The following is a 12,300-nucleotide window of genomic DNA, read 5'->3' on the forward strand; positions in this document are numbered from 1 at the left end:
TGCAGGGTCACGGGTGTGCTCCGAAGCCGGACAAGGGGGCCGGGGCGGAGGTGGCGTTGATCAGGTGCTGGACCAGTGTGACCAGTACCCCGGTACCGGAGCTGGCGATCCGGGCGTCGCAGAGCACGACCGGCACGTCCGGCCCCAGGTCGAGCGCGGCCCGTACTTCCTGGGGCGCGTAGCGGTAGGCGTCGTCGAACTCGTTCACCGCGACGATGAATCCGATGCCGCGCCGTTCGAAGAAGTCGACGGCGGCGAAGCACTCCGCGAGCCTGCGGGTGTCCGCGATCACGACCGCTCCGAGCGCCCCGTGGGAGAGTTCGTCCCACATGAACCAGAAGCGTTCCTGGCCGGGGGTGCCGAACAGATAGAGCACGTGCTGCTCGTCGAGCGTGATGCGGCCGAAGTCCATCGCCACGGTGGTGGAGGTCTTGGACTCGATGCCGTCGAGGCTGTCGGTGGCGGCGCTGACCTGGGTCAGCAGCTCTTCCGTGCTCAGCGGTGCGATTTCGCTGACCGCGCCGACGAAGGTCGTCTTGCCGACGCCGAACCCGCCTGCTACCAGCACTTTGAGCGCGACGGGAAAACCTTCGGAGCCACCGGAGTCATGGGCTCCACCGGTTCCGGCGGCTCCACCGGCGTCATGACGGCCACCGAAGACATGGGTGTCGCCGGAGCCATAGGCACCACGGGGGTCGCCGTAGCCTTGCAGATGGCGATGTCTTGCGTGGCTTGCGTGGCTTCCGAAGCCTTCGGAGCCTGCGCTGTTCTCGTACGCGGCGGAGCTGCCGAAGCCATCAGAGCTGTCGTCGTAAGCCATCGAGCACTGCCTCCAGCAGAGATCGGTCGGTGGGCATGTCATGGAAGGCGGGCGGGTGCGCGGTGACTGCCCCGCAGTCCACCAGGTCGGAGACGAGCACCTTGGTGACGACTGCGGGCAGCCGCAGATGGGCGGCGATCTCGGCCACCGAGGTGGGGCCGCCGCACAGCCCCAGCGCGACGGAGTGCTCGGGACCGAGATGGATCTGCGGCTCGGTCCCGGTGGCCATCACCAGGGAGAGCAGGTCGAGCACGGTCGTCGGACGGGTACGGCCGTTGCTCACGGTGTACGGGCGGATGAGCCGGCCTGCCGCGTCGTCGAGCAACGGCCCGTCCTGCGGAACCGACACCCTCACAACCCCGCGGCGCTCGATGTCCCGGCCGCTTGTCTCGCCGGAGTCATCAGATAGGGCCGGACGCTCTTGACCAGCATGGTCATCTCGTAGCCGAGCACCGCCGCGTCCGCCTCGCGGCCGGCGAGAACGGCGAGGCAGGTGCCCGACCCGGCGGTGGAGACGAACAGCAGCGTCGAGTCGAGCTCGACCACCACCTGTCTTACGTCGCCGCTGTCGCCGAAGCGCGCGCCGGCACTGCGGCCGAGCGAGTACAGGCCGGCGGCCAGCGCCGCCATGTGGTCGGCGCTGTCGGCGTCCATGCCGTGGAGGGATTTCACCAGCCCGTCGGCGGAGAGGAGGACTGCGCTGCGTGTGTACGGCACGCGCTGGACCAGTCCGCTCAGCAGCCAGTCGAGGTCCGAGACCTGACCGGACGGCATATCGGTCGCCATGGTGCATCTACTCCTTGGAGGCATTCGCTTCGAGAGGGTCGGTGGCTGGGGCCGCGTCCTGATCCAAGGAAGGACCCGGTGCCGGGGACGGGTGGCGCGGTGCGACGGTCGCGACGAGTCCGCGGACCGGCAGCGGTCCGGGCGGGTTCTGGGCCTGCCAGGTCTGCGGGGCCGCCGTTTCGAGGCTCGTGTCCGGGCCCCGTTCGGTGTCCGCCTCGGATTCGCTCCGGGCCTCCGCGAGTTCGATGCCCCGCCGGAAGGCTGCCATGAGTCCCGGGTCGTGGAGGGCTTGTTCGTCCTCGGTGCGCGGGGCCGGTGCCTCCCTGAGCTGCGGAACCAGGTGCTCCTGGTGGGCGCGCCTGGGGAGTTGAGGCCTGCCCATGGTGCCTCGTACGACTCCGGGCTCGGAGTGGAGCGCCGTAGCGGTTTCGTCCGTGCGCCGGATTCCGGGGCGGGCCTCGGGCGGGGTGGGGCGGTCGAGGCGCTCGGCGCGCAGTGGGAGCGGTGGGGCTTCGCCCTCGCGTCTCGCCTGCTGGGGGGGTTGATGCAGGCGAAGCGGTTGAGTGGGTACGTACGGCTGCCGGTTGGCGCTCGCCTGCGGGCCCGGTGACGGGCCCGGACCGGCGCCCGGTCCGGGATTCAGGGTCGGGTTCGGCTTGCGATGGCTTCCGGTGTCGTCCTCGGCCGGCGGACGGTGCACGGGCCCCGGGGGCGGGACCGGCGCCGCGTCGGCCTCGGCCGGAGCGTCCCCGTCCACGCCCAGCAGGGACTGCGGGAGGACGAGTACGGCCTGCGTGCCTCCATAGATGTTGCTCTGCAGCCTGACCGCGATGCCGTGCCGTCGGGCGAGTGAGGCGACGACGAACAGGCCGATCCGGCCGTCCTGCAGGAGATGGGACACATTGACCTGGTCGGGGTCGGTGAGCAGGGCGTTCATCCGCTGCTGCTCGTTGCCCGGCATGCCCAGGCCCCGGTCCTCGACCTCCAGGGCCAGTCCGGCGGTGACCTGCTGGGCACGGAGCAGCACTTGGGTGTGCGGGGCGGAGAACACGGTGGCGTTCTCCACGAGTTCGGCCAGCAGATGGATCACATCGGCCACGGCGTGTCCGCGCAGCGTACCGTCGATCGGCGGTACCAGTTTGACCCGCGGGTACTGCTCCACCTCGGCGATCGCCGAGCGCAGCACCTCGGTCATGGTGACCGGGTTGCTCCACTGGCGCCGGGAGACGGCGCCACCGAGGACGGCGAGGTTCTCGGCATGCCTGCGGATGCGGGTGGCGAGATGGTCGACGTGGAAGAGACCCTTGAGCAGATCCGGGTCTTCGACCTCGTGCTCCAGCTCGTCGAGCAGCTGGATCTCTCGGTGTACGAGCGACTGCAGTCGGCGGGCGAGATTGACGAACACCTCGACTTTCTGGTCCTCGCCGGTGTGGTCGGAGAGCCGGGACGCCTGCATGACCGCGGCCACGGCAACTTCCTGCTGGCGGCCGAGTTCCTGCGCAAGCAGCTCGAAGGCGTCGCTGCCGGGTGCGGCGGGCCGCGCGGGCCTGCGTGCGGGCACGGGCTCGCCGTTGCGGAGCTGTTCCACCACCCGCTGAAGTTCGGCCTGGCCCTGTGCGCTGGCGCGGCGGAGCGCCAGGCAGCGGCCGAAGACGGTGGTGGCGACTCGGTTGGCGGCCAAGTACGCGGCCAGCACGGAGGCGACGGACAGTGCACCGGCCCCGCCCAGCGCGGTCCACAGTTCGGTGGAGGGCCGGGCTCCGGTGGAGCGGACGGTGAAGATGACCGCTGCGGCTCCGCTCAGCACGGCGGCGACGGTCGGCAGCACCGCGGTGCGCAGGAGTTGGGGGCGTATACGCGCTTCGGAGGATGGCTGGACGGCACGCGGCCTGGCCGTGGCCGAGTGGGAACGGGCACCCGGTCGGCCGTGCCGTCCGCCCTCTCGGCGTTCCGGTCGCGCTTCGGGTGCGCGAAGTTGAGACATCAGTGTCCTCGGTACGTGGGGCACCAGGAATCGGCGTTCATGCGGTGGCACCTACGGTGGTCGGTCAGGCTGGGTTCATCGGTCGGGCAGGCTCGAAAGATATGAGCCCACCGTTAATCACCGAACACACACGGTAGTCGCCAGTCACGCAGGTGCGACGGGCAGTTGTCGAACTTGCCCGCCATCCGTCCCGCTCTGGTATGACCTCTCGCACAAGAGACCGATCACTCCAAATTGACACCTGGTCGACGGAGACCCGAACGGCCTACGGGAGCGAACCGTCCGTTCCCTCGGTACGGCGCCAGGGGTGTGCGATCGGGGCAGCCACGGCCCGCCACCAGGGATCGACGGGAAGCGTTCCCGCGGGCTCGAAGGGCTCGCCCGGCCCGGAACTTCCGGCCCCGGACGATACCGGGCGTGCAGGGCCGGCGCGGACGTCGACCATGCGAAGACACGGGTCTCAGAGACCGTTCGCCGCTTGAGTCGCACCGTGCCGCTCCTGCCGGATCACCCCAGATCTTGACAAGTCCCTTTGTGCTAGCGCCAGATGGAACTCTCAGGGCAGTCGACACGGACGGCGCCCGCTCGGAGTAAAGGTGTCCATGTTGCGCCATCACTACGACCGTGAGCAGACCGCTCGGGTTGCCCGTTCGGCGGTGGCTGACATCGCGCCGGAAGAGCTGGAGCTCTTCGACGAGACGGCCGAGGCGTTCTTCGCCCGGCCGGTTCCCCGCCGTGCGGTGACGCTTCAGGACCCTGTCGGTATGGGGCTGGAGACCGTTGTGGGGGTGTTATCGGGCGTGGCGTTAGCCGTGACCACCTCGGTGCTTCAGCATATTGCCGTACAGACGGCGGACCGAACCACGAACTGGTTCCGGTTCGGACGGAGGCGGCAGGCCCGGTCCGTTCCGGACCTGGAGCCGGTCCCCGACGCTCACCTGGGCAAGCTGCGCGAGCTCGCTCAGAAACGAGGCATGGAGCTGGGGCTCTCCGCAGAGCGTGCGGAGTTGCTGGCGGACGCTCTCGTCGGTGGCCTGGCGCGCAGCGCCCAGGACAGCGGTGAGGAACAAGGCGGCGGCCACAGCACCCTGCGCGAAGGGTCCGCGGATCCCGGCACGGGACAGTGAGTTCCGCGGCGGCCGGTGCGCGGCCGACGCCCTCTCCCCTCTCCCCTTTCTCGCTTCCCTCCGGCACAACTTTCCGTTTCGCTCTCCTCATCATTGCTATCTCCGGAACGGTCATCTCGGTCGGCCTCTTCTGGGCTCGGCCGTTCCTCGGAGACCGCGCGGTCGGCATGGATGCCACCCATGCGTGCGTCGAGAAGTACGCCCCGGGCGCAGCCTCAGGTGACACAGAGGCCGCAAGTCATCTCGCCCAGTGCGGGGGCCTGTCCGACACCGCTCTCCTGTGGATCCAGCTCGGCGTCCTGGGATGCTTCTGGGCCCTGGTGGCCCTCGTGTACTGGGTCCTTCCTGGCTGGCGCATACGCCGGAGGGGCTATACCCCATTCAACACCCGTACGCTTCCGGGCATTCAGGAGGAGCTGGCTCGGCTGATGCGTTCGGTCGGCGTGGACCGGCGGGTGAACCTGCTGGTGGATCTCCTCGACGGAAGAGTGACCGCGCTCGCCTTCGGCAGGGTGGGCAAGCGTTATGTCCTGCTCAGCCGTGGTCTGATCGCGCTGCACCACACCGACCCCGGAGCCTTCCGGGCGATCGTCCTGCACGAGCTGGCGCACCTGCGGAACCGCGACGTCGACATCGCGTACCTCACGCTGATCTCGTCCTCGGTCTTCAGCAGCATGGTGGCAATCCCCGTCACTCTCGCCTTCCCGCTCGCTGCCCTGGATCCGTCCGCAGGACCGGCCTCTTTCTACCTGGGCACCGCCGCAGGAGTGCTTGTCTTCGGGCTGGCGGTGCCACTGACCCGCAACGCGGTGTTGCGCAGCCGCGAGTTCCACGCAGATGCCCGCGCCGCCTCCTGGGAGAACGGTGCGACCAGACTCACAGCGGTACTCTCCACGCAACGCGAGACGGACTCCCAGGCCGCCGTTCCTCCCGTGGAGTTCCTGCGCCCACACCCCCTGGCAGCCCGCCGCCTGGATGCACTGCGTGACCCCACTCCGCTCTTCTCCTTCGTCCCCTGGGAGGGATTCGCGCTGGGCCTGGTCTGCGCAATGGCGCAGGGCCCGGTCACCGCCTTCACCAGCGGGTTCCTTGGACTCCCCCCTAGTCACCCCCTGGCAGCACTGCCCGCTGCCCTGCCACTGGCTGTCGGGGCCGCGTACGGGCTCTGGCGCGCGGAGTGGGCTGCCTTCTTCCTCGGCCGGGGCTTGAGCAGTGCCCATCGGGTAGCGGTCGCCACAGGGATCGGTTTCGTGACCGGGACGGTCACCAGGCCGACCAACCTCGGCATGCCCCAGACGGGGCCGTCAGCCCCTGCGGGCGAGCTGGCCGCCTGGCTCTTCCTCCTGTTCCTCGGCAGCTACGTCTTCACCTGGTGGCTCGCGTACACGGCGCGCGCCTGGGCTCCCCTCACAGCAGGCGGCGGACTCAGGGGACTCCTCGTGGTCAGCGTGATCTGCTGCGCCCTTGTACCGCTCAGCTTCGGGCTGGGCCTGTCCTACGTGATCCACCCCACCGACCTGGCACTCACCTTCTCAGCGTCCCCCCACGCGAGTGACCGAGGAGTACCCACCTATCTGATACGCGTACTGGCCGTGACGCATGCCAAGATCCCTTTGGTGTACGGAGTCCTTGCGACCGTCGCCCTCGCGGTGGTACCGCTGAGCGGGCGCATCACCGCACGGGGTCGAAAGCCGCCCGAGCACCCACCACGGACCCTCCCACACCCAGATCAGTCTTGGCGGATCGGGCCCTGAGAGACGGGCGGCCTCCCAGGGGTCGAGCCGCAGCGAGCATTCAAGCGGCGAGCTGCCGCAGACGATGCTCAGGGTGCACGCGAGGGGCCCCCTTGCAGCACTTCGCCCCGCCGCACAACGACGGGGCGAAGCAACCGGGCCCGAATCGACCATCAGCGTCAAGCATGCTCCGCCGGGCCTCGCACACAGGGTCAGATATTACCGAGCCGTACAGGCAGGGTCGAGGAACTGTTCGAGAAGAGGGACGGCACCGCGATGAGGGCGTCCGGATCGACTGCCATCGCGAGATCCGGGTACCGCTCGAACACTGCGGGCAGGGCCACCGCGGCCTCCAGCCGCGCCAGCGGCGCGCCGAGGCAGAAGTGCGGGCCGTTACTGAAGGCCAGGTGCTTGCGCTGTTCCCGGGTGATGTCGAACCGGTCGGCATCCTCGCCGTGCTGGGCCGTGTCACGCCCCACAGCGCTGAACGGAGCCATGATCGCCTCCCCCTTCGGGATGCGCACCCCGGCGATCTCGACGTCCTCAAGGGGATAGCGGAAGGGGAAGTTCCCAATCGGGGCGTCCCAGCGCAGCGTCTCCTCCACCACGTTCGCCCAGGTGTCCGCGTCGCCCCGTACGGCAATCTCCCGCTGGTCGGGATGGGTCAGCAGCGCGCGCACCGCATTGGTGATCAGGCTCAGGGTGGTCTCCTGCCCTGCCGACAGCATGAGCAGCAGAGTACCGACCAGCTCCTCCTCGCTGAGCGCGTCGGGGTTCCCGGCACGGGCCGCGATCATCGCGCTGGTGAGGTCGCTTCCCGGCTCACGCCTGCGGCCTTCGACCACCCGCGCCAGCAGTTCGTACTGCTCGATCTGGCTGGCGCTGACCTCCTCGGGCAGCAGATCGGAGCGGAAGATGTTGTCCATCAGCTCCTGCAGGCGGGGACGCTCGTCGGCCGGAACACCGAACAGCTCGCAGATGACCTGCATGGGCACAGGGTGCGCGAAGTGACGGCGGAGGTCGACACTGCCGTCGGCGGCGGCATGCGAAGGCAGGTCATCCAGCAGGTCGTCCACGATCTGCTGGATACGGGGACGCAGTTCCTGGACGCGGCGCGGTGTGAAGGTCTGGGTGACGAGTTTGCGCAGGCGGCGGTGTTCCTGGCCGTCCGAGGTCACCATGTTGGTGACTTTCACCATGCCGATGAGGGGCCAGCCGTCCGAAATCTCGCCTCGGATGATGGCGTTCCAATTGCGCCAGTCCTTGCTGAAGCGGGGGTCGGTGATCATCTCATTCAGCAGGGCGTGATCCGTCACGGACCAGGCCATCACGTCGCCGGGCAGCTGGACCCGCACCACGGGGCCGAGTTCACGGAGCTTGGCGGCCTCGCCGTGATGGTCCGCGCCATGAGGATCCAGAGCGATGACAGGTATATGTGGCGTCATGCCGAACTGCTCCTAATCTCAGGACCCGCCGTGCGGTGGTCCTGTCGGATACGGGGTTCATCGACCCGTCCTGGTAGGGATACGGGCCGGGATACGGGCCGCGGAGAACTCCGCGGGCAGTGCGACCGGCACCCTCGTCCAGGGAGAGGGACGCCAGGCCACCTCGTCCGCCGGAATGCCGAGTCTCATGTCCGGCAGCAGATGCAGAGCGGTCTGCACCGCGGTACGAGTGATCAGCCGAGCGGGCACCTGTGCGGGACACACATGCGGGCCGGCCGAAAAGGCCAGATGCGAGCGGTTTCCCCAGCCTTCGTCCGCACCCTCCGGCCGGACCTCGGGATCGTCGTTGGCGGCTGCGTGCCCGAGGATGAGGCAGTCGCCGCGCTGGATGTACCGGCCTCCCAGCTCGGTGTCGTGAAGCGCGTACCGGGCGGGCATGTTGTTCATGGGGGGATCGCGCCACAGTGCCTCGTCGAGCGCGTCATCCACTCCGAGCCTCCCGCCGTGCAGGCGGGCGGCGAAACGCGGATCGGTGAGCATGAGCCGGAGTGTGTGCGAGATCCAGGCGGTGACCGTCTCGTTTCCTGCGGAGATCATCACGACGATGGACTGCAGGCGCTCCGCCTCGTTGCGCAGGTTGGGGTGGTTGATGAAGACCGTCGTCATGTCGTCGGTCGGATTGCTCCGCCGCTCTCGCACCGTATCGAGGAGGATCTGCTCGAAGTCGCGGTTGCCGGCCTGGGAGTCCGCCGCGCTGCCGAACAGTGCGATGAGCGCGTCGAGCAGTTCCCGGCCTTCTTCGCTGTCCAGGCCGAACAACGAAGCGAGCGACAGCATCGGCACGATCGTGGCGTATTCGTTGACCAGATCAGCGCTGCCACGCTCGGAGAACGTCGCGATCAGATCCGTGCACAACGCCTCCACCTCACGACGCACCCTGCGCTGGTCCATCCGCGCGATCCCGTCGTCGAGAGGCTTGCGCAGCCGCCGGTGTTCGGGGCCGTCGGCTCCGATGACGTTGGCACGCCATCCCATCATCGGGAGGAGCCCCGAATGCGGCGAGACGACCCCCTCGTTCAGGTCGCGCCAGTTACGGGCGTCGCGGGAGTAGAGCTGCTCCTGCCGGGTGATGACCAGCAGTTCCCGGTAGCCCATGACCAGCCAGGCAGGCACTCCCGGCTCCAGCTCGACCTTCGCGACGCTGCCCCACTCCTCGCGGAGCCTGCGGTAGACCGCACGTGGGTCGGACGAGCCGACGACTGCGGACAGCTGAAGCAGTCCGGTGCCGTGCTGTGCGTGCGCCGGGCACCCCGGCGGCGGCAGAGTGCTCATGGGGCTGTCTCCAGGGTGCGCGCCGCATGGGTGCCCGATACGTGTTCCACCAACCTGATCAGGGAATCGACCGATGCGGTGCGGTCGCGCGCGTCGCAGGTCACTATGGGTGTCTCGGGCAGCAGATCGAGCGCACCGCGCAGTTCGTCGTCGGTGTAGCGCTCGCTGTCCGGGAACTGATTGATCGCGACCGCGAACGGGAGCCCGCGGATCTCCAATTGCTCCAGTACGTCGAAACTCTCCTCCAGCCTGCGGGTATCGATCAGCACGAGCACACCGAGGGCGCCCTCGGCCAGCCCTTCCCACAGATCCCAGAACCGCCGCTGGCCAGGCGTGCCGAACAGATAGAGGACCAGTCGCGAGCTGAGCGTGACACGGCCGAAGTCCATGGCGACGGTGGTGGTCGTCTTGTCGCTCAGACCGGCCAGTTCGTCGACCCCCACGCTCGCCGCCGTCATCACCTCCTCGGTGCGCAGCGGTTCGATCTCGCTGACGGATCCGACGAGCGTGGTCTTGCCTACGCCGAACGCGCCCACGACGAGGATCTTGACGGCCTGCTGCACCGTGTCGGGCAAGTAGCGGTCAGCGGAACCGACGGAGACCATCCAGTACCTCCTGTAGCAGTTGCTTATCGGGCAGGGCGGCCCGTGGAACACCGGAGCGTGCGGACAGATGTCCGCTGTCGACGAGGTCGGACGCCAGCACCCTCACCAGGCTGACCGGCAGCCCGAGATGAGCGGCGGCCTCCACGAGGGACAGCAGCTGCGCGCACATGCGCACGAGGGCGATCTCTTCCCTGGTCGCGGAGACAGGGAGGGCTCGTAGGGGGTCCATCGCCACGAGGAGCGTCTCGACGCCGATCGTGTTACGGGTTGGCCGGGAGCGCCCCTTCGTGATCACGTACGGGCGTAACGCACCGTCCGAGAACCCCGCTCCCGGCCCGCTCACGCGGGGCCCTGGCGCGGCGGGCTGCTGAGATTGCGCGCCCCGATCTTCATCACCTGCGCCTGCATCTGCCGGGCGACGAGCTTCGGGTCGATCACGGGGCCCGTCACGACGGCGAGATGTGCTCCGTCGGCACTGCGCATAAACAGGAAACCGCCGTTGAACTCCACCATCTGCTGGTGCACGGCGCCGCCGTCCTCACCGAACTCCCGTCCGAGACCGCGGCCGAGGGACTGAAGACCCGAGCAGCTCGCCGACAACCGGTCGGCGGAGTCGCGGTCCATGCCCTCCGAGTTGGCCAACAGCAGACCGTCGGAACTGAAGACGATCGCCAGCCGTACGCCGGGCACTGCGGCGACTTCGGAGATCATCCAGCCACGCTGCTCCGGGTTCTCCACGTAATTCATGCTCACATCTGTCCTTTCGAGGAATCGGGGGTGGCGGAGGAGTCGTACGGGGGGTCGTGCGGGTCGTGACCGGGAGCGGAGCCGGATGCGGGGGGCGTGGTCCGGCCGCCTTCGAAGAATTGCCCCATCCAGTCGCCGGCGTCCTCCGGCGAACCCGGCGGAGTGACAGCGGTCGGCGCCTCCTCCACCGCGGGGACGTATCCGTCACGTCGAGACCTGCGCTGGGGCAACCGGTGGTGACGTGCGGCCGGACCATCGGTGGCAGGCGGGAGCGAATCGGACCGGTCCGCCTCCCGGGGCGGCTCGGGCGATGGGGCGGGTTCGGCCGCCGGAGCCGGGGCTTGCGCAGGAACGGTGCGGCCGGGGGCGGCCGGGGTGACGTCGGCGGAGGGCACGGCCGGTGATGGTGACGGCGGAGCGGGCGGCGGTGTGGGAAGTACCCGCCCGCCGGGCACTCCGGCGGGCGCGAGGGTCTTCAGGAGCTCCAGCGGCACGAGGATCACCGCGCGGACACCTCCGTACGGCGACGGACCCAGATCGACACTGAGACCGTGCCGGTGGGCGAAGCGGCCGACGACTGCGAAGCCGGTCTGCGGGATCTCGCCGACATCACCGACGCCGAGAAGGCGGCGGCCCGAGACGATGTCACGTGCTTCGGCCAGCCGGTACTCGTCCAGGCCCAGGCCGCCGTCATCCACCTCGATGACCGCACCACGCTGCACGGTCCGCACCGTGACGGGCACGCTGGTCCTCGGCGGTGAGTACTCGGTCGCGTTGGCGAGCAGCTCCGCGATGAGATGGATCAGTGGTTCGACCACCGATGCGGTGATGCCGACATCCGGGTCACCGGTGACCTCGACACGCTTGAACGAGACGATCCGGCCCGAGGCGGCCCGCACCACATCGACCAGCGCCAGCGGCTTCTGCCACTGCTGGCCGGGCCACTCCCCGCACAGCACCTTGAGACTCTGGGCGTGTCGCGCCTGCTGAGTCGCCGCGTGGTCCACATGCATGGTGGCCTCGAGCAGGTCTGCGTCGCCCGGGTGACGCTCCGCCACACCCGTGATCGTCGCCTGAATTCGGTGTGCCGAGGTCTGGACTCTGCTCGCCAGCTCGACCAACGCGATGCGCTGCGACTCCTCGCGGTTGTCGATCGCCTCGGACACATCCGTGAGCAGCTGGTCGAAGCGCTTGGAGAGCTCCCGGACGAGTGGCTCCGAACTGTCCCGCGATGCGGGAATCCCGCTCCTGCCGAGAGCGGCAGGCAGCCGCTCCTCCAGGAGGAACTCCGCCTCCTGGAGTGTCGCTTCTGACTGCGTACGTACATATGCGTGCCAGTCGGCGTCACGGCGTGCGGTTTCCGCCTCACGCTCACGTATCTCGGCACCCAGACGGGTGGCTTCGGCCACGCTCGCTCGGTGCTGCCTGCGCAGGTGCACGAGGCAGGCGAAGACCAGCAGAAAAGCCACGGCGTATGCCACGGTCGCGGCCACGCCGACGCCTGCGACGGGCACCACGGCTCCTGAGAAGGCAAGGAGCGTGAGCACGAGAGACACCGCCCAAAGGCCGTTGCTCCTACGGGGTTTGACAATGGGCGCGGGGGAACGGGCCATGGAAAACCTTTGATTCGGCAATAAGTCGATGTCTGGTGGAAGCCAGGCGTCGGACATCAAGCGATGTGCGGTGGGGGGAGGACCGGGCGGGTGGCAGCACGGGGGTCC

12 protein-coding genes are annotated in these 12,300 nt (G+C 68.7%); 2 read left to right on the forward strand and 10 right to left on the reverse strand.

The genetic code is table 11. From position 1 onward, the window contains the following. Positions 1 to 7: 7 nt before the first annotated feature. From OG609_RS04345 to OG609_RS04360, 4 genes are all read right to left on the reverse strand, one after another. The gene (locus OG609_RS04345; RefSeq protein ID WP_327277937.1) at positions 8 to 568 is read right to left on the reverse strand and encodes a GTP-binding protein; all 561 of its coding nucleotides are present in this window, start codon (positions 566 to 568) and stop codon (positions 8 to 10) included. Between the two features lie 229 nt (positions 569 to 797). After that, positions 798 to 1,169, reverse strand: a complete 372-nt coding sequence (locus tag OG609_RS04350) for a DUF742 domain-containing protein (RefSeq protein ID WP_327271533.1) — start codon at positions 1,167 to 1,169, stop codon at positions 798 to 800. 2 nt (positions 1,170 to 1,171) lie between these two features. Further along, positions 1,172 to 1,606 carry a roadblock/LC7 domain-containing protein gene (locus OG609_RS04355; protein ID WP_266355709.1) on the reverse strand — a complete coding sequence of 145 codons (435 nt, stop codon included), beginning with the start codon at positions 1,604 to 1,606 and terminating at the stop codon, positions 1,172 to 1,174. 7 nt (positions 1,607 to 1,613) lie between these two features. Beyond that, positions 1,614 to 3,590 carry an ATP-binding protein gene (locus tag OG609_RS04360; RefSeq protein ID WP_327271534.1) on the reverse strand — a complete coding sequence of 659 codons (1,977 nt, stop codon included), beginning with the start codon at positions 3,588 to 3,590 and terminating at the stop codon, positions 1,614 to 1,616. Between the two features lie 602 nt (positions 3,591 to 4,192). Between OG609_RS04360 and OG609_RS04365 the strand changes: the two genes are divergently transcribed. Both OG609_RS04365 and OG609_RS04370 read left to right on the forward strand, forming a co-directional pair. After that, a complete protein-coding gene (locus OG609_RS04365) occupies positions 4,193 to 4,717 on the forward strand; it encodes a hypothetical protein (RefSeq protein ID WP_327271535.1) in 525 nt (174 codons plus the stop codon). 167 nt (positions 4,718 to 4,884) lie between these two features. Next, entirely contained in the window at positions 4,885 to 6,471 is a 1,587-nt protein-coding gene (locus OG609_RS04370) for a M48 family metalloprotease (RefSeq protein WP_327271536.1), read from the forward strand. Between the two features lie 191 nt (positions 6,472 to 6,662). Here OG609_RS04370 and OG609_RS04375 read toward each other — a convergent pair whose 3' ends face one another. The 6 genes from OG609_RS04375 to OG609_RS04400 are packed head-to-tail and all read right to left on the reverse strand — an operon-like array spanning position 6,663 to position 12,192. After that, positions 6,663 to 7,895: a cytochrome P450 family protein gene (locus tag OG609_RS04375; RefSeq protein ID WP_327271537.1), complete on the reverse strand. Its 1,233-nt coding sequence runs from the start codon at positions 7,893 to 7,895 to the stop codon at positions 6,663 to 6,665. 57 nt (positions 7,896 to 7,952) lie between these two features. Further along, positions 7,953 to 9,227, reverse strand: a complete 1,275-nt coding sequence (locus tag OG609_RS04380; RefSeq protein WP_327271538.1) for a cytochrome P450 — start codon at positions 9,225 to 9,227, stop codon at positions 7,953 to 7,955. Further along, positions 9,224 to 9,832 carry a GTP-binding protein gene (locus OG609_RS04385; RefSeq protein ID WP_327271539.1) on the reverse strand — a complete coding sequence of 203 codons (609 nt, stop codon included), beginning with the start codon at positions 9,830 to 9,832 and terminating at the stop codon, positions 9,224 to 9,226. The genes OG609_RS04380 and OG609_RS04385 overlap by 4 nt, the downstream gene beginning before the upstream one ends. Beyond that, positions 9,810 to 10,175: a DUF742 domain-containing protein gene (locus tag OG609_RS04390; RefSeq protein WP_327271540.1), complete on the reverse strand. Its 366-nt coding sequence runs from the start codon at positions 10,173 to 10,175 to the stop codon at positions 9,810 to 9,812. Before OG609_RS04390 ends, OG609_RS04385 begins: the two co-directional genes overlap by 23 nt. Beyond that, positions 10,172 to 10,579, reverse strand: a complete 408-nt coding sequence (locus OG609_RS04395; RefSeq protein ID WP_327271541.1) for a roadblock/LC7 domain-containing protein — start codon at positions 10,577 to 10,579, stop codon at positions 10,172 to 10,174. Before OG609_RS04395 ends, OG609_RS04390 begins: the two co-directional genes overlap by 4 nt. Positions 10,580 to 10,581: 2 nt before the next feature. Continuing rightward, positions 10,582 to 12,192 (reverse strand): sensor histidine kinase, encoded by a 1,611-nt coding sequence (locus OG609_RS04400; RefSeq protein ID WP_327271542.1) that lies wholly within the window; start codon positions 12,190 to 12,192, stop codon positions 10,582 to 10,584. Positions 12,193 to 12,300 lie beyond the last annotated feature (108 nt).

It is taken from the genome of Streptomyces sp. NBC_01224 (genome assembly GCF_036002945.1).
Taxonomy (GTDB): Bacteria; Actinomycetota; Actinomycetes; order Streptomycetales; family Streptomycetaceae; genus Streptomyces.